This is a genomic window from Microbaculum marinisediminis (assembly GCF_025397915.1).
In the GTDB taxonomy this organism is placed as follows: domain Bacteria; phylum Pseudomonadota; class Alphaproteobacteria; order Rhizobiales; family Tepidamorphaceae; genus Microbaculum; species Microbaculum marinisediminis.
The window spans coordinates 379,203-400,902 of sequence record NZ_JALIDZ010000002.1 but is presented as its reverse complement, the minus strand read 5'-3'; the positions used below and the strand labels follow the sequence as shown (position 1 = coordinate 400,902).

The following is a 21,700-nucleotide window of genomic DNA, read 5'->3' as shown; positions in this document are numbered from 1 at the left end:
TTGAACTATTCTGATCCGCCGGTTGAGCCGGACAGGTCCCGTGCCGCGGGCGATGAAGGGCAGGACACCGCCCGCGGCCGGGTCGTCGCGCCGTGAGGCCCGACGAAACTCTTGCGCCCGAAGCCGGCTTTGATCCGGCCTTTAGGTCAGCCCTGGTTTTCCGGTCCCTGCCAGGGAATGTCCTTGTCTTCCTGCAGCAGCGTATCGATGCCGCCGTACACGGAGATCGTCTCGTCGGTGCCGTTGTCGGAATTCACCTCGACGATGTATTCGTAGAGCTTCTTGGCGCCGTACTGAGCCTTCTGGCCAAAGACCTTCAGCGCCTCCGAACCGGTCTGGCATGTCTCCGGATTGCGTTCGCAGAAACCGGCGAGATCCGACATCGTGCTTTGTGCCGCCGAAAGAGCTTCGAACGTGGAAACCTGGCTTAGGCTGTTGATGGCTTCCTTTCCCGGCGTTTCGGATTCGCCCGTCGGGATGAACAGTATGACCAAAGACAGCCAGAATGCGGTGCGAATGAGAAACATGACGTCTGCCCTTTGTCTGCCGACGCCGTCTCGCGCCGATCATGCCGAGACCTTACGCGGGCCGACTTGAGATCAACTTTGCCGAAAAGAGAAAATTTGAACTAATTGCCCGACAACGGCGCAGACGGCCCTGACCTATGCCCGAAGTCTCCGGATCAAAAGGGTTTTCCGCCGTTATGTGGTTGTTAACCCTGATAAATTCGGCGCCGATACTGGCCTCGATTTAGTGTTCCCTTAAGGGGGCGCTGGCATAGTCCCCTCATGCGGTCAATACCGTGATTTGCCCCGAATACCACCCCGCCGGACGGTTGCGGGTGGTTGGAGTATTCAGTGCGCGTTTTCGAGTCCAGTTCGCCGTTTTCCCGCATCGTAGCCTCTATGGTGCACGAGAGTGCCCGGCACGATCCGATCCGGGCCGCCATCCACGCCAGCTTCATTGCCACCAGGCTGATCGGCGGGATGGCCGCTGCCGTGGTCCTGCCTGTCTACCTGGCGCTTTGGGGTGCCCCCGATCTGGTGGCGGTCGCCTGCTTTGCATGGCTGACGGCGCCGCTGGCGGTCGCCTTGTACCTGTCGCGCACCGGACGACTTGCGACCGCCCATCTGATGTCCGCCTCGACGCTGTCGGGACTGGTTGTCTTCGCATCGGCCTGGACCGGCGGTCCGACGTCCCTCTTCCTGCCGTGGCTGATCGCGGTGCCCGCCGAAGCGGTACTGTCCGGCTCGGCGCGGACCGTCGTGGCCGCCACCGCAATCGCTGCGGCGGCGCTGCTCGCGCTTGTCGGGCTCGATGCCGCCGCGCTGCTGCCGGCAGCGCTTGCGTTTCCGGTTCCCGCCTGGTCTTTCGCGCTGCTGGGCGCCCTGCCGGCGCTTCTCTATGCCGGACTGCTGGCGGCCCGCGGCGGCGCGATGGCACGGGCGTTCGCCGAACACCAGCGCGCCGGCGGAGACCAGCTGCGGACGATTGTCGACGCCGCCGGTGACGTGCTGCTTACATTGCGTCGAAACGGCAATGTCACCTATTCCAGCGACGCTGCGCTGGCGTTGCTGGGCACCGATGGGGCGGGGCTCGACGGCGACGGTCTGTTCGCCAGAGTGCATGTCGCCGACCGGCCCAACTACCTGACCGCGCTCGACGATGCGGCGGCGGGCCGCCAGTCGGACGTTGAGTTCCGCGTCCAGCGCGGCCGGCCCGACGGGGCGCAGGACTATGTGTGGGTCGAGATGCGCTGCCGGCCGATGCCAGGCGAGGCGGGGGCCACGCCGGATATCGTCGGCGTCTTGCGCGAAGTGAACGAGCGCAAGTGGGCCGAGCTCGCCCTGAGCGAAGCCCGCGAGGAGGCCGAGAGCGCCAACATCGCCAAGGGCCGCTTCCTCGCCAACATGAGCCACGAGCTGCGCACGCCGCTGAACGCCATCATCGGCTTCTCGGAGATCTTGACCAGCGAGCTCTACGGCCGCATGGACAACGAGAAGCACCGTGAATATGCCGGACTGATCCACGAGAGCGGCAACCACCTTCTCGAGGTCGTCAACGACATCCTCGACATGTCGAAGATCGAGACCGGCAATTTCGAGATTCATCCCGAGCCGTTCGACGTCGCCGAGCTGATCGACGGTTGCCGCAAGATGGTGGTAGGCGACGCTGAAGCCGCACGGTTGCGGATCGAGACCGACCTGCCGTATTCCATGCTGGAGCTGTGTGCCGATCGTCGCGCCTGCAAGCAGGTGGTGCTCAATCTCCTATCGAACGCGGTGAAGTTCTCCCGTCCGGGCGGCCGCATCGTCGTCGGCTCCTATCGCGACGGCGAGGGCGTGGCCATCTACGTCGCCGACGAGGGGATCGGCATCCCGCGCCACGAGATCGCCCGCCTCGGTGATCCGTTCGTTCAGCTCAGGGAGGCCTTCGACCGCCGCCATGCCGGAACGGGTCTGGGGCTGTCCGTCGTCAAGGGACTGGTTGTGCTGCACGGTGGCAAGGTGGAAATCGAAAGCGAGCTTGGTCTCGGCACGCGGGTGACGGTGCGTCTGCCGCGCAGCGCCCTGGCGCAGGTGTCCGCGAACGGCACGCGGCGACCGGACGCGCAGCCGGAAACGTCGCCGAACGCTGCCGGCGCGATCAAGCTGAGCGCTTAAGACCGAACAGGGAATCAGGCCATGTTGGGCAGGCTTATCGGAGTGGTCATTCGCAATCCTCTCGGCGTGCTCGCCGCCGCCGCCGTCGTCGGCTCGTGGGGGGCGATCTCGGTGAACGCCATGTGGCTGCAGACCGGGCCGCACCCGGCCCCGTTCCTCGGCCGCGACACGATTGCCGGCGTTCCGGCGAAACTGCCGCCGGCCAGGCCGGACCGTCAGGTGGCGAAGATCGATCCCGCCAGCGCGGAGGACGCCGACCGGGCCCGCCTCGTGGCCAAGCAGATGGAGCTTACGCGCGATCTCCAGATCGAGCTGGCGCGCCGCAACTTCTATACGGGCGGCATCGACGGCCAGTACGGCCCGCGCACGGAAGCCGCTATCCGCGATTACGAGCGCATGGCAAGTCTCGCCGACACCGGCCAGCCATCCGAGGCACTGCTTGCCCATGTGCGCATGTCGACGCTGCAAGCGCCGCCGCAGCCGGTTCCGAGCCCGGTGCGTCCGGCGCCGGGGAACGAGACGGCCATAGCCCCGGCGACGCCGGTCCAAAACGGCGATCCGGTGGCCGCGCTGCTCGAGCAGGCCGATGAGCCCGCCGAAAGCCCGTCGGTCGCCCCGCAACAATCGGCGTCGGCGCCGGTGCCCGTTCCCCCGTCCGATACCGACCGGCGCATCGAGGCGGTTCAGGCTATCCTCGCGGACCTCGGCTACGCGCCCGGCTCCATCGACGGGCGCATGTCGTCCTCGACGAAGCGGGCTATCGAGGATTTCGAGGTCGATCGGGGGATGCCCATGACCGGCCAGATATCGCCGAAGCTCCTGCAGGAACTCACCGCCGTCTCCGGCGTGCCGCTCGGCTGACGCGGCAGACAGGCGGCCCTTCTATGCGCCTGGTTCCGTGCGGTCTATCCGTCCGGGCGCGATTGCATTTCCGGCCCCGGTGCGCCGGGACGATCGGTGTCCCGGACGATGAACCGGGAGGGTGCGCTCCCATAACGTCACCGGCTATCATGAGGCGGGACACAACTCTTCCGTCGGAGGACACGTTTTGCGGCTGAAATCGGCGATCTGGGTCTCGGCCTACGTGCGGCGGCTGTCGGCAGAAGGCATTCCCGTCGCGGTGATGCGCCGCGGCGCGGAGGAGGCCGGCGCGATCTTCATCAAGATCAACCGTCTCGACGGCACCGCCGACGTCTACGGCCCGGCGCCGCAGACCGCCTTCGAGGACGACCGGCCTGTCGAACGGCTGTGGTCACGGGCGACCGGCGCCGAGCCCGTGGAGGATGCCAAGGCGGAAGAATATCTCGCCCGACAACGCCGGTTCGATCCCGACCTGTGGGTGGTCGAGGTGGAGGAGCGGACTGGCCGGCATCTCCTGGAGCAGGTCGTAGACGGATTGTGAAGCGAGCAGGCGGCCGCAACCGGGCTCAGGAGCCCGTGCGACGGCTGAGATCGGCGACGACGTCCTCGAGCCGGCGTGGGGCGCCTGCGGCCGATCGGGGCGCCCGCGCCGAGGGGCGCGCCACGCTTGGCTCGTGCCGGGCGGCCGACCGGCTCGCCGGTGCGGAATTCCAGAGGCCGACGACATGCCGGGCGATGGTCGGTGTCAGCCTCTCGGCCAGGCCGGCAAGCGTACGCAGGACGTCGTAGGAGCTGCCGGCTTCGGTCACGGTCAGCAGGATAATGCCGGTAGCCTGATCGGCGGGGATGCCGGCCGCGCGCGTTGCAACCGCCAGGGGCTCGCCATGCAGGTCGCCGACGATACGGGCGCTGAGCGCGCGCGGCAGCGACAGGGTGCTTGCGAGCCGATGGGCGATTTCGGCCCTTTCGCCGACGGCGGCGAGCGCGAACAGGGTATCGCCGAGCTCCACGCCGGAATTCTGGGGGGGCGCCGGCTCATTCACTTTATCGCCGCCGCGCCGGTCCGCGATCCGTTCCAGGATCGTCCGCCGCGCATCCTCGTCGACCAACCAGAAGAGCCGTGCCAACGCATCGTCCGAGAGGTCGGCGGTCTCGATCAATCGTCGTGCGGCCGCCCGGGGCAGATTCGGGATGGCGGCGATGCGCTCCGCCGTTGACCCGTCGACGACAGCCGTCTCCGCCAGAACAAGCGATGTGGCGATCGCCGGATCCTGCCTGTCGATCAGCGCCGAAACCATGTCGGCCGTGAGGTCGGTCCGCGCGGCGACGGCGCGCGCCTTTTCCTCGCAATCGCCGACGGCAACGGCGTAGAGGTCGCTGGCCGTCAGCACCGGGCTGTGGCGCAGCATCGGCGCGGCGATCTCCGCTGATTCGGCGATGATGTGACGGGCAATCTCGGGGCTGACGAGATCGCAGGGGGCGAGTCGCCTGGATATCGTGGCGCGGATCTGCGGGCTCACACGGGGGAGCAGGGCCCCCATCAACTCGCCGAAATGGGCCGGTACGTGCCGGTCGCCGCGGCGGGCCGTTTCGAGAATCAGGTCGGTCAACGTGTTCAGCGCGGTGGCGCGCACATCGTCGGCTTCGATCATGCGGCTGCCGATCAGGGTCGACAGCGCGTCCTGAAACCTTTCCTCGAAACCCTGATCCATCCCGTGTCTCGCCTTCGGCCGCAACCACCTTTGCGTTCACGGTAGTGGTTACCCGTTAGCGAACTGTTAACCCTGATGAATCGTTAATGCCGTTGTTCGGCTAGCCGGCGCGTAATCCGCGAGCGCCGGACCGACGCTCCGATTAGGGAGACGAACGATGGCAGCGGTGCTGAAATTCAACAGCGACATGCGTCGAAGCCGGCGGCAGCCGGAAACCGGCGCGCGTTCGGCGGACAAGCCGGAGAAGATGGGTGAAGTCATCATTTTTCCCGGTGTGCGGATCGAACGTATGGAAATCGATCTGTCCCATCGGCTGGTTCAGGTTTCCGGGCCGGGCGAGGGCGTATCGGGATCTCCTTCGCGCAAGCCCTGAACGGATCCGGGACGACAGCAGCTGCGGGGTGACGTCGGTGACTTTCGGGCGTGACGTCCGCGCTGTGCTTTCCGCGGTGTTGCTCACGGCAGCGCTGGCGGGCTGCGCCGCCGAGGCCGGCGATTTCGGGCGGCCCGTGAAGGGCTACGTCAACGATGTGCTGTTGCCAGACATCGGCGATCGCATGGCGCGCAACCGTGGCGAGCCCGTCTCCGACTTCATGCTCACCGACGACGAGAAGGAGTTGAGAGCCCGCTCCTACCGGTTCATCATGCCGATCCATCTCGACGCCTTCAGGGCGCGCAACGAGACCGAGTGGGTGCGCACCCGCATCTGGCCGGATTCGCGCTGGCGCCCCGACCCCACGCTCTATTATCGGCTGATGCGCAAGGACGGCTACCAGTCGAACTACGGGCGCTGGAATTCGATCATCGACGAGATCACCGCCGATATCCCGCTGGTGCTGCCCTATTACGTCGTCTGGCAGGAGGTCTGCCGCGCCGACCAGCAGCGCCAGGCCGCGCTGTCGCGCACGGTGATGCTGACGCCCACGGAAGACGCCGATGCGCGGGCCCGCGTCTGGGAGAACCGCCGGGTCGCCGACTGGGCCGTCACGGGAATGCGCTGGCGCGTCGAGTCCTACGCCTATGCGATCCAGCGCACCGAGATCGAGATCCCGACCGGTCGCTACGAAGCGGAGGCGAACGCGGTGTTGGATCGCCTGAGGAGCGAGGTCGAATGGCTCGCAACCGCGGTCTCCGACCCCACGTGCGGCGGTGGCGCGATCGTCAGCAAGTCGCCGCCGCCCTACGACGGGCCGATGGTGGTGAAGCGGTGAAGCCCTGGTGCCGCGAAACGGCAGCGAAAGCAGCGCTTTCGCAAGGGCTGAACGCCCGAATCTCGAGCCGAGGGCCGTGCAGCGGCTGATCTACTCCCCGTCGAGCGGCCAGTCGACGATATGGTCTTCCAGGTCGGCCTCCGGCACGTCCTGCTCGCGCACCGTGCGCCCGCGCACGGAAATGCCGGCCATGTGCACGCTTTCCGGGTCCCCTGAGACGAGTGGATGCCACCAATACAGGTCGTTGCCCTCCAGGAGCAGCCGATAGGCGCAGGTCGGCGGTAGCCAGGTGAGTCGGGGAATCTCATCCGGCGTCAGCGACACGCAATCCGGTATCAGCGTCGCGCGGTTGGCGTAGTCGACGCAGCGGCACGTCTTCGCGTCGAGCAGCCGGCAGGCGACGTTTGTGTACCAGATCTCAGCCGTATCCTCGTCCTCGAGCTTCATCAGGCAGCACCGCGCGCACCCATCGCACAGCGACTCCCATTCCGCGCGGGTCATATCGGCGAGGGATTTGGTCTTCCAGAAGGGCAGGGCGGACATTGGGTGAATTCGATTGCTGTTGTGTCGACACGAGGGAACTTATCATGGTCCGGCCGGTAGCGGGCACCGGGACCCCCGCTAACCAATCCCCGTATTCCACGGCTCACACTCGCGTGAGGCGGCGCGAATCCCTTGCCAAAACCTGCTATGCTGCGCATCTAGACCGCGTGGGCGAGCGCGACTTTGAGCGGAAACGAGTGCGGACGGAGTTGTTAGGACGTGCGCGACCCTTTTGAAAGCGGTCAGAAATCCGGATTGGGAACGCGAATCCGCCGGCGCCTGCTGGAAATCGATTCCTTCATAGACGCGTTCTTCTATTCCATCCTCGAAGGCGCGAAGCGGGCGATCGAGGCCTATTCGGCACGGCTCGAGCGCTTCAACGTCAAGGGCTGGCGCCGGGTCCTGGTCGAGTTCTTCTCCGACGCCGCGACCATGGGGGCGGGCGGCGCCGTGCTGATGCTGGCGCTCGCCATTCCCGCCTTCGACGAGACGTCCGACGACTGGTTGTCCCAGAACGACTATTCGGTCGTCTTCCTCGACCGCTACGGCAACGAGATCGGCAAGCGCGGCATCCTGCACAACGATTCGGTGCCGCTCGACGAAATCCCCGACCACATGATCAAGGCGACGCTGGCCACCGAGGACCGGCGTTTCTACCAGCATTTCGGCATCGATTTCGGCGGCACCCTGCGCGCCATGATCGAGAACATGCGCGCCAAGACCGTGGTGCAGGGCGGGTCCTCCCTCACCCAGCAGCTCGCCAAGAACCTGTTCCTGACGAACGAGCGCACCATCGAGCGCAAGATCAAGGAAGCGTTCCTGGCGATGTGGCTGGAGACCCATCTGACCAAGAACGACATCCTCAAGCTGTATCTCGACCGCGCCTATCTCGGCGGCGGCACCTTCGGTGTCGACGCGGCCGCCGAGTTCTATTTCGGCAAGTCGGTGCGCGACATCAATCTGGCCGAGGCCGCTATGATCGCCGGCCTGTTCAAGGCGCCGGGCCGATACGCCCCGCACATCGACCTGCCGGCGGCCCGCGGCCGCGCAAATGAGGTGCTGGAGAACATGGTCCAGGCCGGGTTCATGACCGCGGGGCAGATCTATGCCGCCCGCCGCAACCCGGCGACGCCGGTCGACCGTTCCGGCGTCACCGCGCCCGACTATTTCCTCGACTGGGCCTTCGACGAGGTGAAGCGGCTGACCGGCGGCAAGGCGGTCGTGCTGACCGCCAAGACGACCATCGACATGAACCTGCAGAAGGTCGCCGAGGACGCGGTGGAATCGAGCCTGCGCCAGTATGGCAAGCAGTACGGGGCGAGCCAGGCGGCGATGGCGATGGCCGACCTGCAGGACGGGGCCGTGCGCGCCATGGTCGGCGGCCGCGACTACGGCGTGAGCCAGTTCAACCGCGCCACCTCCGCCCTGCGCCAGCCCGGCTCCTCGTTCAAGCCCTATGTCTACCTGACGGCGCTGATGAACGGCTTCACGCCGGAGTCGATCGTGCCCGACGCGCCGATCACCATCGGCGGATGGTCGCCGCAGAACTACGGCCGCCGCTATCGCGGCAACATCCCGCTGACGACGGCGCTGCAGTATTCGATCAATACGGTGGCGGTGCGCCTGGCGCAGTCCGTCGGCCGCGACAAGATCGTCGAAAATGCCTACAACATGGGCGTCAAGACACCGCTGGTGATCTCTAAGTCGCTGCCGCTCGGCGCCTCCGAGATGACGGTCATGGACCAGCTCGCCGGCTATGGCACGCTGGCCTCCGGCGGTCTGAAGATGACGCCCTATGCCATCGTCGATATCCGCGACGGCGAGGGCAACCTGATCTACCGGCGCAGTCGTGACGAGCCGCCGCGACAGCAGGTCGTGCCCGCCGACAAGGTGTCGCAACTGAACGCGATGCTCTATCAGGCCGCCAATTTCGGAACCGGCCGCCGCGCCCTGTTCCCGACCGCGCCGATCTCGGGCAAGACCGGCACCACCAACGCCTATCGCGACGGCTGGTTCTGCGGCTACACCGGCAACTACGTGGCCACCATCTGGATGGGCAACGACGATTTCCGCTCCACCAACCGGATGACCGGCGGCAGCCTGCCGGCGATGACCTGGAACAAGCTGATGAGCTATGCCCACAACGGCATCGAGATCAAGCCGATCCCCGGTGTCGGCGGCGTGCCGCAGCCGGAGGTCGCCGCCGCCCAGGTCGGGCCGGATGGCGAGGCCATTCCCGCGCCGGTACCGCTGGTGCTGTCCAAACAGTCGGAAATCCTGCTCTTCCAGATCGAGAAGCTGATGCGCGAGGCCAAGCCGCTCAAGCCTACCGCGCCGCCCGGTCCCTCCGCCGAGATGAGGGCGAAGGAAAGCGGCACGGCGGCCTGGTGGCAGTCGCCAGAGCCGGCGCAGACGCCGTCGGCGACGCCGGCGAATGCCGAAACGGAAACGCCGCCTGACAAGGTCGTGGAAATCACCATTCGCGGCAACTAAGCCGGACGGTTCCATCGCCCGCCGCCCGCCGGTAACCCCGTGTCCATCATTCCGGGCTTCTGCGGGAGCGCGTCATTTGGCTTTGCCGCCGAACATGGTACCCCTGCGGGTCCAGGCCCGTTCGATGGAGTTTGACTGATGCGGTTCGCTCGCGATTTGCTGCTTTCCGGCTTGGTTTCCCTTGCTGTTTTCCCGTCCGCCGCCTCCGCGCAGGATCTGGCAGACGGCGCCGTCGAGGCGGCCTTGCCGAAACTCGAGGCCTATGCCGAGGGCCTGGTCGAGAATGGCGAGGTGCCGGGCATGGCGGTCGCCGTCGTCCACAAGGACCGGATCGTCTACCTCTGGGGCTTCGGCGTCCGCGAGGAGGGCAAGGACGCCCCGGTCGACCCCGACACCGTGTTCCAGGTCGCTTCGCTGTCCAAGGCCGTCTCCGCGACCGTCGTCGCCGCCCTGGTGAGCGAGGGGCGGGTCTCCTGGGATAGCCGCATCGCAGACATCGACCCGGAGTTCCAGCTAAGCGAGGCCTATCCGAGCGCCCAGCTGACGGTCACCGACCTGTTCTCGCATCGCTCCGGCTTGCCCGGGGACGCCGGCAACGAGCTCGAAGGCCTCGGTTATCCGCGCGACGAAGTCCTGCGTCGCCTGCGGCTGGTGGCGCCGGCGTCGAGCTTCCGCTCCGCCTATTCCTATTCGAACTTCGGCCTGACCGAGGGCGCGGTCGCGGCCGCCCGGGCCGCCGACCTGGGCTGGGAGGCCGCCGGAGAGCGAAAGCTGTTCGGTCCGCTCGGCATGACGGCGACGAGCTATCGCCACGACGATTTCGTGGCCCATGAGAACCGCGCGACGCTGCACGTGCGCCAGAATGGCAAGTGGCAGGCCCTGTCGGTCCGCGAACCGGACGCGCAGGCCCCCGCCGGCGGCATCTCCTCCACGGCCGGCGATCTCGCCGAATGGATGCGGCTCGTGCTGTCGGGCGGCGACTTCGACGGCGACCGGCTGATCGACGAGGCGGCGATGGACGCGATGCACGTGCCGCTGATGACGCGCGGCACCCATCCGGTCAATGGTAGCTCGAGCTTCTACGGTCGCGGCTGGAACGTCGAATACGGGCGTCGCGGAATAGTCTGGGGACACGCCGGTGCCTTCTCGAACGGCGCCCGCTCCGTCGCCAGCCTGATGCCCGAATACGATCTCGGCATCGTCGTCCTCGCGAATGCCTTCCCGACCGGCGCGCCCGAAGCGGTTGCCGCCACCTTTTACGACCTGGTCTTCGACGGCGCGCCGCAAAGCGATTGGCTGGCGCCCTGGAACGCGCTCTACGCGAGCATGTTCGGCCCCGAGGTCGAGGCGGCGAAGGAAACCTACGGAACGCCGCCCGCCGACCCGTCGCCGGCGCTGGCCGCGGCGGCCTATGTCGGCACCTACGCGAACGACTATCTCGGGGACGCGGTGGTCGCGGAGGAGGGCGAGGGCCTCGTCCTGAAACTCGGGCCGGATGGGGCGAAACAGTTCCCGCTCGTGCATTTCGACCGGGACCTGTTCCTGTACAAGCCCCTGGACGAGATGCCGGACTTTCCGGTAGCCGCGGTCTTCCGTATCGGACCGGACGGCAAGGCACAGACGCTCACGCTCGAGGATCTCGACGATCTCGGTATGGGAACGCTGGACCGGAAGGCTCCGTAGGACCACCCGACGCGGACCTCCCGGACATCCCGGGCAACCCCGTTCAAAGAGCCAGCCCGGCCTTCCGCAGCCCTTCGTAGAGGTGCTGGCGGTCGTCCGGGTCGGCATAGGGATGCACCGATTCCCAATAGCCCGCCGGATCCGGGGGCGCGACCTCAGGCAGTTCGCCGGCGAGCGCGGAAGCCTCGTCCAGCCGTCCGAGCCTGGCGAGGCTCGCGATCGCCACGATCAGCACCCAATGAAGCCGGCGCGAAGCCAGAGCCAGGTTGGCGAAATGCAGGGCCTCCTCGTAGTTGCCGAGGTGGTAGTGCGCTAGCGCGATCCGGCTCGTGAACAGGAAGCCGATCGGATCCTGGGGGCTGAGCCGTAGGGCCCGCAGGAGAGGATCGAGCGCGGCGTCGAAATTGCCCATGTAGATGCGCACCCAGCCGAGCGCCAGGTGGCCCAATGCGAAGTTCGGATTGAGATCGATGGCCCGTTGCGCCGCGGCCAGGGCGGCCTGGTGATCGCGCGAGAGAATCGCGCCGGCGAACAGGGCGTACTGGCAGTAGGGATCGCGCGCGTCGAGAGCGACGGCGCGCTCGGCCAGCCGGAGGATCTCCAGCCGTTCCGCATCGACGTCGGTCGTCCAGCTGAAGATGCACTTGCCGAACAGGATCCGGGCGAGCGCCATGTACCCGCGGGCGTAGCGCGGGTCGATCTCGATCGCCTGGCGCACCCATCTCTCGGCCTCGGCGAAATCGTCCCGCGTGAACTGGTAGTGGTGCCACATGCCGCGCGAGCAGCACGCGAAGGCGTCCGGGTCGGTTTTCGTCTGCTGGATGGCGCGCCGGCCTTCCCCCATCAGGATCTCGGGTTCGATGGCGCCGACGACGTTTTCCGTGATCTCGTCCTGGATCGCGAAGACGTCCTCGTAGGATCGGTCGTAGCGTTCGGCCCACAGGTGGGCGTTTGTCTCCGCGTCGATGAGCTGGCCCGTGATCCGGACACGGTCGCCGACCTTTCGGACGCTTCCTTCCAGGACGTAGCGTACGCCCAGATCCGCGGCGATCTTTTTGATGTCGACCGCGTGGTCCTTGTAGGTGAAGCTGGTGTTTCGGGCGATCACGAAGAACCAGCGATGCCGAGAGAGGGCGGTGATGATGTCCTCGGTGATTCCGTCGGCGAAGTATTGCTGCTCGGGATCGCCGCTCATGTTGACGAAGGGGAGCACCACGATCGAAGGCTTGTCGGGCAAGGTCAGCGCGCCGCCGAGGATGCCGGATTCGCTCGGATCCTCCGCTTCCCAGTCGACGCGGTAGACCGAGACGGGGCGCGGGATGTTCTTCAGCGTCCGTTCGCCGAGATGCGTCAGTCTGAAGTTGGCCTTGCCGTAGATCTGCTCGCGGATCGAACCGGATATGCAGATCCCCCCGGGCGTGGCGATTTCCTGCAGCCGCGCGGCGACGTTGACGCCATCGCCGAGCAGGTTGCCGTTTTCCGACACGACATCTCCGAGATTGATGCCGATGCGGAACGCGATGCGGCGGCCGGGATCGAGATCCTTGTTGTGCCGCGACAGGCTGCGCTGGATGGCGACCGCGCAGCGCAACGCTTGCACGGGGCTTAGAAATTCCGCGACCGCGCTGTCGCCGGCATTGGCGAAGACGCGGCCGTCATGTTCGCCGGTGAGCTCGCTTATGATCTGCTGGTAGGTCGCGAGCGTGCGAAGAGTCCCCTCTTCGTCGAGTGCAGTCAGTCGACTGTACCCGGCGACATCGGTGGACAGGATCGCTACAAGCTTGCGTTCCACGCGCGAAGCCGCTCCTGCGGCTTTGATGACCTTTCCAAGTATGGTCCAATCCCGGAAGCGCTAGAAGCGAATTTTCGGGATCGGCCTGCAGGTCGCGGGGAACGCTGGCGCGCTGCTTTAGCGGCGGCCGCCGGCGGCGCGTTTCTTCGGGCGGGCAATAAGGCCTTCGCGCTGGGCCATCTTGCGGGCGGCCTTGCGGGCCCGGCGGATCGCTTCGCCCTTTTCGCGGGCGCGCTTCTCGGACGGCTTTTCGTAAGCCTTGCGCCGCTTCATTTCGCGGAACAGGCCTTCGCGCTGCAGCTTCTTCTTCAGGGCCCGAAGGGCCTGGTCGACATTGTTGTCACGGACGAGAACTTGCAGTGGACTTCTCCTCTTGTAGTGCGGGTTGGACCGGCGACAGGCCCTTGGATGCGCAAGCCAACGGGGCGCGCGGAAGGGCAAGTCAGTGTGCGAATGCTCTCTACCTAGAGGATTTCACGAAAAATGCAAATCGCGCGGGCATCGGTCCGACGGTATGGTTGGCGAATTGGCGCGATGCACTTTCCCGGCTATAAGCGAGCGTGATCATTTTGAGCGCATTCGCCCCCGTTCCTGGCGCCTAAGGCCATGCCGCCGTTTCAGACCGTTGCCGTCATCATCGTCGCCGCCGTGCTCGGCATCGGCTCCGCCTGGCTGGCCGTCGTCGGCGATGTCGGCTTCGAATCCATCCGCGTCGGCGCCTGGACCGCCTGGCCGACGGCCGGCGCTTCGAACTCCGACCCCTATATCCGCGCCCGTTTTGCCCGCACCGGCGAATTGCCGATTTCCGCGGCCGAGGGAGCGGCCTTCGTGGCCCGCGAGGATTCCGGGGGCGAACCGCTGACCGGCAAGTGCGACTATCTCGTCACCGGCCGGACGCCGGCCGCCCAGTGGTGGACCCTGACGCTCTACCGCGACGCCGATCTGTCCCTGATCGAGAACCCGACCGACCGCTACAGTTTCAATTCCACCGACATCCTGCGCAAGCCGGACGGCGCGTTCGACGTCGTCGTGAGCGCGAAGGCCCGTCCCGGAAACTGGCTGCCCGGCGACGAGCGCGTTGACCGGCTGCGCCTCGTCTTCCGTCTTTACGACACGCCGATCGCGACCGGCGGCAGCGTTGCCGACATCGAAATGCCGGCAATCGAGCGAGGAGGGTGCCGGTGAGCGACCATATCCAGCCGAGCCGCGGGGCGACGGTCTGGCGTGGCGAGCGCGACCGGTGGTTCTCGTTCGATATCGGGCGGATGGTCTGGATCGCCGCCATAACGGTGGTCCTCGCCGCGATCGTCCATCTCTCGACGATTCTGGTGATCCCGCATTTCGCCACCCGGGACGCCTGGTCGCGCATCGTCGCGATCGCCGAGCCTGTCGGCATCACCCTGCTGCCGCGCGCCAGGGCCGGCGACGAAGTACTGCCGGGACTGGATCCCGCGGTTGTCTACGGGGTCTGCATGTTCGACCTCGACGAGGGCCCGTTCGCCATTACCGCACCGATGCCCGGCGACTATTGGTCGGTGTCGTTTCATACCCGCGACGGCGTCATTTTCTATGCCGTGAACGACGAGGCGGCGACGTCGAAGCGGTTCGATATTGAAATCCGCGACGCCCGCCAAATGCGGCAGTTCCGGCTTGAATACCCGGAACCCGACGAGGCGATCCTCACTATCGAGTCCCCCTCGGCAACCGGCTTCGCGCTGATCCGCGCGCTCGTCGCCGCGCCGAGCATGCGCCCGCGCGTGGAGGCCGCTGTCGCCGCGACGGTCTGCGAGACCTTCATCCCGCCACCACCCGTCGCCGAGCCTGTCGGCCCGCCGCTGCCACGCCCCTCGCCACTGCGATAGACGTGCACCTAGTGCGGTTTACAGGTATGCGGTGGCTGCAATGCTGCATTGCCACATAACCGGCTTTTTTAATTTTCCCAACGCCTTACATCTCCCGTTACACAAGGCTTTCAAAGACTGCTGCATCGCAGCATCAGGAGTGTAAGATGACTACCAAGACCAATCGCCAGTATGCGTCGGTCGGCCGCATCAGCGAACTGCAGATCGAAGCCGAGCGTCTGCGTGCCGAAGCGATCGCGAATATGATTATCGCCGCCGCAACCGGAATCGGGCGCCTGTTCGCGCCGCTCGTGCGTCTCGGCAAGCGTGGCGTGGCGAGCCTGCAGCGTCGGCGCGAGGCTGACCGCATCGTTCGCGAACTGTCGCGGATGACCGATCGCGACCTCGCCGATATCGGCCTGGGCCGCAGCGACATCATGGCCGTTGCCAACGGCTCCTTCGTCCGTCCGGCCCGCCCCGTGGCCGCTGCCGGCGTCGTCGATCTTCGTCCGGTCGAAAAGCCCGAGACCAGCGACGTGGAGCTGCCGCGCGCCGCCTGACCGACCTCGGTCCCGTGCGCAGTAACCGATCGGCCCGCCTCGTGCGGGCCGAACGCGTTTTTGGGCGTTGCTGTGGTCTCGCACCGGCCGGGCCATCACCACGGTTTTGCCATGGTATTTGGCCGGTTATGCCATCGAACCACCTTGGCTGCGTCACGGTAAGGCGGGATTAATCGGTTTCTGGTATCGTTTTTGACTGGTCGGCCCCATTGCAAGGGGAGCGACCGCAAGGCGAGCGGCGGGACCGTTCCCGGTCCGTGCCGCTGTTGGAGTGGTGTGATGGCAGCGTTGATGTTGGTTGCCGCGGCTGTTGTGGTTTTTGCCATTGTCCTGGGCGCCGCCATGCTGGCGGTCTACGGCGATCCGTCCGAGGACGTTTCCCCGCGCTGAACCGGGCTATCCGGCCAGTTCGTCCGCCGTTTTCAGCACTTCGTCGGCCAGCGCCTGCACTTCGCCCGCGGCGATGCCGGACGGCTGGGTCTCGACCACGGTGCGGCCGTCTCCCATCGATGCTGCAAACGCAACGCGGCTGCCGAGCGCGCTGTCGGCGACCCGGTGGCCGAGCGTATGGATCTGCGCGATCATGGCGCCGGTCAGGGCCGCGCGCCGCAGCGCCCGGTTGACCATCAGCAGCGCGTCCACCCGTTCCTTGGCCGTCAGCTCGAGCGTCGGATCGGTCGCCCACAGGTCGACCGGGGTCGGCTGGATCGGCACGATGACGAGGCTGGCCGCCTCGATCGCCGGCCGCGCCTCGAGATCCGACTTCGGCGGCGTGTCGATCACCACCACGTCATGGTCGCGCCGCAGCGCCCGCGCCTCGCGCCGCGCGCCCCATCCGGACGCAGTGCGGAACGCGAGCCCGGCCTGGTCCTCGCCGAGCCGCGCCTCGCGCGCCTCGAACCACTCGCCGAGGCTGCCCTGCGGATCGGTGTCGAGCAGCGCCACGGTCTTGCCGGCCAGCGCGTAGGCAACGGCAAGGTGGGCGGCGAGCGTGGTCTTGCCCGAGCCGCCCTTCTGCTGGGCGAGCGTGAAGACGTAACCGGCCATGCGGTTCTCCGCGCGTGGCGGGTTTCCCCCGTGGCTTGGCGCCCCGGCGGGACTCCCTGACGCGTCAAGCCTCGCACCGCCCGTTGTGCAATGCAACAAAAACCTCTCCGCCAACCGCAATCCGCCAGCCGTCGCCTGGTATACCGCCGGTCGCGTTGGCCCCCGGTCTTAGCGCCCCCCCGGTCGCACCGGCCCGCCTGTCCCTGCGCTAGCTCTTCGGCTTGTCGCCCCCCGGCGCCGGCGCCGGCGCCGGCGGCGGCACCAGCGTGCCCGGAAAGACGATGCCCTTGTCGCGGTTCGGCCTGCCGTCTTCGATCGGATAGAGGTGCCCGCTGGGCTGGCATTTCGGCTTGGTGGGGCCAGCGGCACCATAGGTGCCGATCGCCGTTGCCAGTCCCGACACGGCCGAAATCGTTTCCGGCAGCTTGGTGTCCGATTTCTGGCTCACCGAGGATATCATGCCGTTGTTCAGCGAGACGCCGAACTCGGACGAGCCGATCCCGGGCTGAAGGCTGAGGGATCGCCGCTTTCCCGGCATGGTGATGAGCGTCGCCGACCAGACGCAGTCCGCGTTCAGGCCGACGAACATGTAGGGAACCGGATCGTAGAACGCGAGCGCATCCGGCCGGTAGTCTTCGTGGAACGCGATCTGCGCGCATGCGCCAAGACCCGCCAAAGACAAGATCGCAGAAAGCCTGAGATATCCCGGCATCGTCCCCCCTGTCTGTTCTTGTTTTCCCTGAGAAATACCATTTGTTTACCGGATAAACAACCCTGGATAGCAGTGGGTTGCATCCTCGCCCGGATTGTGGCGCGGCCCGCGCGTCCGCGCGTCCGGGCAAACGAGATGGCCGGGCAAACGAGATGAGGGAGGTGGAGGCGGGGAGGCGGGGACAGGAGATCGCGGCGGTACACGATCGCCAGCGAGCCGGCCTCCGCCCCTAAGACGGCGCGGGGCGCCGAACGATCCCGCGAACGGGTCGCCGCACGATCCGCCGCCCGTTTTGCCGCAGGGCCGCGCGGCCGGCGCAGGCCGGCCGGGGGCCGGCCGGGGGCTGCGGGCTAGTCCGCCTCGGCGTCGAGATGGGCGATGGTTTCGATCAGGAGGGTGTCGAGCCGGTCGAGATGGCGCTCGATCTCGCCGGTCTCGCGGCGGAAGGCAAGCCCGACGCCGCCATCGGCCAGCGCGGCCGCCGCCACGCCCCCGCCGGCCAGTCCGGCGCCTGCCGGCACGCCGTCTGCCGCTGCCGCGCCCGCCATCGCGGCGCCCGGTGCATCGGCGCCGTCGGGCCGGTGGCGGGCCTTGGCCCAGTCGTAGCCCTCGCGCAGCTCCGCCAGGATCGCGCGCCCCGCCTCGGGCGCGATCGCGTCGAGGGCGATCAGCCCGTCGATCCAGCCTTCGGTCGCCTCGGGCGGGAACACCCGGCTGTAGCGCAGCGTGAACACGAGAAGCTGGCGGGTGGTGTAGAGCTCGTCCTCGGGCGTGGCAGGCCCCATATTCCGGCCCGGACTTGGATCCTCACTCCGGCCAGCATCCGGCGCTTCGCCGGTGGCCGATCGGATGCCGCTGCCGCCGCAGGAGCGGCAGGCGACGGACGGCTCGCGTCCGTCGGAGTCGCTGCGAGCGGCGTCCTCCTGATCCAGGACGACGACGCCCGTCCCCTCGCATACGGGGCAATCCATGCGCCCCTCCTGCGCCGACCAACGCTCGGCGCTTTTAGTGAGCCAGCGAATAGAATTCTAGCGGATTTCGAAGCCCCCGTCCACGCCGCGCCGGTTCGTGCTTGTCTATCCTTAGAAGCGTCGGGGGTGATCTGTCGACCTACTGCGTCACGTTTCAAATTACCGATCAGACAGTGAATGGAAAAACCTATGCCGATCGTAGGGGCGAACCTAGTCGGCAACGTTAAGGCAGAAACCTTGGTCGCTGGGAAGATGTAGCCTTTTCTTTCATTGTTGCGTAGAAACGTGACACAAACTGCGTTCGTAGAAAGGGCTCATCCGGGATAGCTCGAAGAGCGCGACGTGGTAATATTCTTCGACCCGGAAGATATACCAGTATGCCATTTAGGCTTGGCGAATTATCTCGACCTATTGAAATCTATCGTGCCTCGCATGAAGAAGGTCACATGGCCTTCGAAACGGAGGTTAAGCCAGTAGGTCGGCGCCAGTACAAGCTGGACATGCAAAATTTAGTCCTTTCAAATGCTCTCGGGAGAGGCGGTCAGGAGTTGAGGTATGTTCTTGTTGCTGGGGGCACTTACCGCGATCGGAATTATTGGCTTGCAGTGCTTTTATTTCTTGGCGGATGGGCAGTGGTATTGGATGGCAATCGCTGACCTTATGGCGTTGGCTGGATACAACCCACTAGAACTAATTGACCCGTTGCAAACATGGGAATGGGTCGGCATAGGCAAAGTTATCAATTGGTCGTTCTACACAGCTCCAGCCAGTCTGATTGCTTTTGTGGCCGGCGTAGCTCTCGATCTCATTTTGGGGTTTTTTTTAAACTACTGACCGGATCGATCGCGATCCACCCAACCTTCTCGGCGAAGGCTTGCCCGCGTTCATCGCGGCGCAAATCACGGGCCTTGTCTATTAGCATCTGGGGTTGTGCTTTTGCCGTACCTTCGTCGCCTTTAGCCTTGACCCACAGCCGCTCGGAAACGGTTCGAGACCTCCATGGCCCCGATAACGGTACTCACGGATTCTAACAGGGCCCTGTCCTCTTGTCGGAAATCACCTGCATCATCGAAAACGGTATCGTTCTCCACATCAGGGAACGCACCACGAAGATCAAAAAACATCGCAAAACTATGCGGAACGGTATTTCGATGCGCCAAAGGTGAAACAAAATTTCTGGGGCGAGACTGAGTGGGGTCGAGAATGATCGCAGGCACACGATATTGGCGACCACTTCTGCCAACTATGCTTTCGTTTTCCCTGACCCTTTCGCCAAAAGCCTCTCGCAACTTGTCAGATACCAATAAGCGGAAGTCGACCTCTACTAGACGGCGAATCTCGGTTGCCTGGTCAGCGGCGGTGCGTGAGGCGTTTGCGACCAAACAAGCGGTTATCGCAAGCGCATCATAAGAGCATTTCGCCATGACCCGACCGTCGACAAAACTACATCTATACCTCTGAATCAGGTTGGCGATTTTCTGCGTGTGCGACTTCGTAAGGGGGAAGCCAGCAGCGGCGGCATGCATGGCACCGAACCCAGCATCATGTACCCGAAATGCATAGCCGCTCCGCTCGATGACAACCGTGACAATGTCGCCGTCTGGGTAAGCGACCGGCACGCTCACCTCGATGCCAAGATTGGTTTTCTCCGCAACAATCAGTGCGCGGATGGCGATCTCCACCTCACTTGGGTTTAACGGCATCATACGCGCATCTCCAACTGGACACCCTTGGGCGGCGACCCGATGCGGTGCTTGCAGGTGACTTTAGCGCGGGCCAAGAACACATCAAGCCAACCGTGAAAAGACATTGCTCTATTATCTGGTTCTGCATCCATGATCGGCCAACGCTGCCAATGGGTTGCCCCGACGGTGGATCCATCCAATAGATTTCTGTGAATTCGCGACGGATTCACATCTAGCGCAAGAACTCTTTCACTTCGAAAAATCAAAGAGAACGAGTACTTGCCGGGATCGCGGACTCGATGAGCCGTAACAACGAGACGACCGCGCAATCGACGCGAATCTTCAACCGCTACCGGGACCGAGGCTTCCGCGAAGTAACAATGGTTCTGTGTGCGCCATCGAAACCGTCGCACCGCATGCTTCTCGAATTCCAGGAACTCGCAAAGAATGTCGTCGAAATTTTGCAACCAGCGACCCCACTACTAGGTGAGCCGCTATATCGCAACACGAGTCCCGCCGCTTTGCTACCCTTGCTGGTATTGATCTGTTAATGCCCGGAGCTCTGGCTCTGACGAGCACATCAGATACGGTGCCTGAAACGCCCTTTGTAGCGACAGCGCAGATGCTCGAAAACCGTGCCGGCCGTCGCGCGGAATTGCTTACGGCAAGCGCAATACTTCTACAGGACGATACGGGTCCCCTTGCCCATAATCCTGGTGGCGCGGTTGCGCAATTAGCAGTCCTTGCATTCAGGGCTTTCCGGCCAAAGAACACCCTCCATTCATTTGAAAGCTGTGGCGTCTTTGTAGAGTGCGGCTGAAAAACGCAGGCATCAGAAACCCTATATTACTCTAATGCAATCAATATAGATGGCCGAATATGGGGGGCGGAAAAGTATAGTATGGTCATCAAGGGGGGTACAGCTCGCGTGCTGAGCTTGGGCCTGAATTGGTGTTAGAGTTTATATATAGGAAAAAATTCCTTGACAGCGTGACGCTGGTCCTGTAGGGTTTCGCCATGCTCGACAATTGCGCCTGACACCGGCAGTCCCGGTGGGACGCCCGGCAGGGTGGCCGGCGGTTGCGGCATCGCGGGTTTCGGGGCGCCGGACCGGCGATCCCCGGGCATCGATCCCAGACCCACGATCCAAGATCGACGGTCTTGGATCGCTGATCCCGACACGACTGACCCAGACACGACAGGCCCAGACACGACAGGCCCGGAGACAACGGGTCCGGGGACTGCCGGCCGGCGACCGGTCGCGGGAGGCCGCGTATCCCCCGGTTCCCCCGGGGCCCCTAGGGGCCCCCCGAATCTTTCGGCGGCCCGACACGGAGGTGCCCATGCCCACCGGCCACACCGTCACCCGCGACGACCGCGCGCTGATGCGGGCGCTCTACGAGGGCGAGCCCGAGATGACCGTCGTCGAGATCGCCCGGACGATCGGCGTCAACCGGGCGACCGTGTTCGACTATGCCCGCCAGAACGGCTGGGTGCGGGCGAAGCGCGGCCCGGGGCCGAAGGCGGCGGGCCCGGCGATCGAGCCGAGCAACCGCCGCGCCGTCCTCAACACGCTGTGGCTGGCCGCCACCCGCCAGGTGCTGGCGCTGGCCGCCACCGGCGGCGCGGCGTCTAAAGGCGGGGGCGGGGAGGGCGGCGATAATGGCTCCGGTGCGTCCGGTGCGTCTGATGCCCACGGCACCCCCGGTGCCACCGTCGATGCGCAGGCGCTGATGGCCGCCGTGCGCACGGTCGAGAAGCTGATCGACATGGACAATGCCGACGCGCGCGGCGCAGCGGCCGCAGCCGCCGCAACGGCGGCGCCCGCCGACGAGGGCCCGGTGGATATCGATGACTTCCGTAACGAGATTGCGCGCCGCATTGAAAACATTGTCAGGGGGGACGACGACTGAGTTTACGTCGGCG

The 21,700-nt window shown here is 65.4% G+C and carries 21 protein-coding genes; 12 read left to right on the top strand and 9 right to left on the bottom strand.

From position 1 onward, the window contains the following. Nucleotides 1-146 precede the first annotated feature (146 nt). Nucleotides 147-527: a DUF5330 domain-containing protein gene (locus MUB46_RS05185; RefSeq protein WP_261614812.1), complete on the bottom strand. Its 381-nt coding sequence runs from the start codon at nucleotides 525-527 to the stop codon at nucleotides 147-149. 330 nt (nucleotides 528-857) lie between these two features. On the opposite strand from MUB46_RS05185, the gene MUB46_RS05180 reads away from it, so the two are divergent. The 3 genes from MUB46_RS05180 (at nucleotide 858) to MUB46_RS05170 (ending at nucleotide 4,065) form a co-directional block, all read left to right on the top strand. Then, entirely contained in the window at nucleotides 858-2,663 is a 1,806-nt protein-coding gene (locus MUB46_RS05180) for a sensor histidine kinase (protein ID WP_261614811.1), read from the top strand. A 21-nt stretch (nucleotides 2,664-2,684) separates the two neighbouring features. Further along, nucleotides 2,685-3,524 (top strand): peptidoglycan-binding domain-containing protein, encoded by an 840-nt coding sequence (locus MUB46_RS05175; RefSeq protein ID WP_261614810.1) that lies wholly within the window; start codon nucleotides 2,685-2,687, stop codon nucleotides 3,522-3,524. Nucleotides 3,525-3,711: 187 nt separating this feature from the next. Next, complete coding sequence (locus MUB46_RS05170) at nucleotides 3,712-4,065, top strand: DUF1491 family protein (protein WP_261614809.1); 354 nt, start codon at nucleotides 3,712-3,714, stop codon at nucleotides 4,063-4,065. A 25-nt stretch (nucleotides 4,066-4,090) separates the two neighbouring features. Here MUB46_RS05170 and MUB46_RS05165 read toward each other — a convergent pair whose 3' ends face one another. Next, entirely contained in the window at nucleotides 4,091-5,236 is a 1,146-nt protein-coding gene (locus MUB46_RS05165) for a DUF2336 domain-containing protein (RefSeq protein WP_261614808.1), read from the bottom strand. A 157-nt stretch (nucleotides 5,237-5,393) separates the two neighbouring features. On the opposite strand from MUB46_RS05165, the gene MUB46_RS05160 reads away from it, so the two are divergent. Continuing rightward, nucleotides 5,394-5,609 carry a hypothetical protein gene (locus MUB46_RS05160; protein ID WP_261614807.1) on the top strand — a complete coding sequence of 72 codons (216 nt, stop codon included), beginning with the start codon at nucleotides 5,394-5,396 and terminating at the stop codon, nucleotides 5,607-5,609. 37 nt (nucleotides 5,610-5,646) lie between these two features. Further along, nucleotides 5,647-6,447 carry a hypothetical protein gene (locus MUB46_RS05155; protein WP_261614806.1) on the top strand — a complete coding sequence of 267 codons (801 nt, stop codon included), beginning with the start codon at nucleotides 5,647-5,649 and terminating at the stop codon, nucleotides 6,445-6,447. Between the two features lie 90 nt (nucleotides 6,448-6,537). Here MUB46_RS05155 and MUB46_RS05150 read toward each other — a convergent pair whose 3' ends face one another. Further along, entirely contained in the window at nucleotides 6,538-6,990 is a 453-nt protein-coding gene (locus tag MUB46_RS05150) for a YcgN family cysteine cluster protein (protein ID WP_261614805.1), read from the bottom strand. A gap of 255 nt (nucleotides 6,991-7,245) precedes the next feature. Here MUB46_RS05150 and MUB46_RS05145 point away from each other — a divergent pair, with 255 nt between their 5' ends. Together MUB46_RS05145 and MUB46_RS05140 are read left to right on the top strand one after the other, a co-directional pair. Next, nucleotides 7,246-9,483, top strand: coding sequence for a transglycosylase domain-containing protein (locus tag MUB46_RS05145; protein ID WP_261614804.1), 2,238 nt, complete (start codon nucleotides 7,246-7,248; stop codon nucleotides 9,481-9,483). A 138-nt stretch (nucleotides 9,484-9,621) separates the two neighbouring features. Next, on the top strand, nucleotides 9,622-11,166 hold the full coding sequence (locus MUB46_RS05140; protein WP_261614803.1) for a serine hydrolase: 1,545 nt from the start codon (nucleotides 9,622-9,624) through the stop codon (nucleotides 11,164-11,166). A 43-nt stretch (nucleotides 11,167-11,209) separates the two neighbouring features. On the opposite strand, the gene MUB46_RS05135 is transcribed toward MUB46_RS05140, so the two are convergent. Both MUB46_RS05135 and rpsU read right to left on the bottom strand, forming a co-directional pair. Further along, nucleotides 11,210-12,958, bottom strand: a complete 1,749-nt coding sequence (locus MUB46_RS05135; protein WP_261614802.1) for an adenylate/guanylate cyclase domain-containing protein — start codon at nucleotides 12,956-12,958, stop codon at nucleotides 11,210-11,212. A 117-nt stretch (nucleotides 12,959-13,075) separates the two neighbouring features. Continuing rightward, nucleotides 13,076-13,318, bottom strand: a complete 243-nt coding sequence (gene rpsU, locus MUB46_RS05130; RefSeq protein WP_261615005.1) for a 30S ribosomal protein S21 — start codon at nucleotides 13,316-13,318, stop codon at nucleotides 13,076-13,078. Between the two features lie 246 nt (nucleotides 13,319-13,564). Here rpsU and MUB46_RS05125 point away from each other — a divergent pair, with 246 nt between their 5' ends. The 3 genes from MUB46_RS05125 (at nucleotide 13,565) to MUB46_RS24255 (ending at nucleotide 15,359) form a co-directional block, all read left to right on the top strand. After that, nucleotides 13,565-14,143 (top strand): DUF1214 domain-containing protein, encoded by a 579-nt coding sequence (locus MUB46_RS05125; protein WP_261614801.1) that lies wholly within the window; start codon nucleotides 13,565-13,567, stop codon nucleotides 14,141-14,143. Then, on the top strand, nucleotides 14,140-14,820 hold the full coding sequence (locus tag MUB46_RS05120; RefSeq protein ID WP_261614800.1) for a DUF1254 domain-containing protein: 681 nt from the start codon (nucleotides 14,140-14,142) through the stop codon (nucleotides 14,818-14,820). Before MUB46_RS05125 ends, MUB46_RS05120 begins: the two co-directional genes overlap by 4 nt. Nucleotides 14,821-14,966: 146 nt before the next feature. Beyond that, complete coding sequence (locus tag MUB46_RS24255; RefSeq protein ID WP_315902704.1) at nucleotides 14,967-15,359, top strand: DUF1127 domain-containing protein; 393 nt, start codon at nucleotides 14,967-14,969, stop codon at nucleotides 15,357-15,359. Between the two features lie 396 nt (nucleotides 15,360-15,755). On the opposite strand, the gene parA is transcribed toward MUB46_RS24255, so the two are convergent. The 3 genes from parA to MUB46_RS05100 all read right to left on the bottom strand — a co-directional run bounded on the left by parA (nucleotide 15,756) and on the right by MUB46_RS05100 (nucleotide 18,089). Continuing rightward, nucleotides 15,756-16,406 (bottom strand): ParA family partition ATPase, encoded by a 651-nt coding sequence (gene parA / locus MUB46_RS05110; protein WP_261614799.1) that lies wholly within the window; start codon nucleotides 16,404-16,406, stop codon nucleotides 15,756-15,758. A gap of 208 nt (nucleotides 16,407-16,614) precedes the next feature. After that, nucleotides 16,615-17,082 (bottom strand): hypothetical protein, encoded by a 468-nt coding sequence (locus MUB46_RS05105; protein ID WP_261614798.1) that lies wholly within the window; start codon nucleotides 17,080-17,082, stop codon nucleotides 16,615-16,617. Nucleotides 17,083-17,468: 386 nt separating this feature from the next. Beyond that, complete coding sequence (locus tag MUB46_RS05100) at nucleotides 17,469-18,089, bottom strand: hypothetical protein (protein WP_261614797.1); 621 nt, start codon at nucleotides 18,087-18,089, stop codon at nucleotides 17,469-17,471. A gap of 555 nt (nucleotides 18,090-18,644) precedes the next feature. Between MUB46_RS05100 and MUB46_RS05095 the strand changes: the two genes are divergently transcribed. Then, a complete protein-coding gene (locus MUB46_RS05095; protein WP_261614796.1) occupies nucleotides 18,645-18,923 on the top strand; it encodes a hypothetical protein in 279 nt (92 codons plus the stop codon). 122 nt (nucleotides 18,924-19,045) lie between these two features. On the opposite strand, the gene MUB46_RS05090 is transcribed toward MUB46_RS05095, so the two are convergent. Continuing rightward, nucleotides 19,046-19,795: a hypothetical protein gene (locus MUB46_RS05090; RefSeq protein WP_261614795.1), complete on the bottom strand. Its 750-nt coding sequence runs from the start codon at nucleotides 19,793-19,795 to the stop codon at nucleotides 19,046-19,048. A gap of 1,322 nt (nucleotides 19,796-21,117) precedes the next feature. Here MUB46_RS05090 and MUB46_RS05085 point away from each other — a divergent pair. Next, a complete protein-coding gene (locus MUB46_RS05085) occupies nucleotides 21,118-21,687 on the top strand; it encodes a helix-turn-helix domain-containing protein (protein WP_261614794.1) in 570 nt (189 codons plus the stop codon). Nucleotides 21,688-21,700 lie beyond the last annotated feature (13 nt).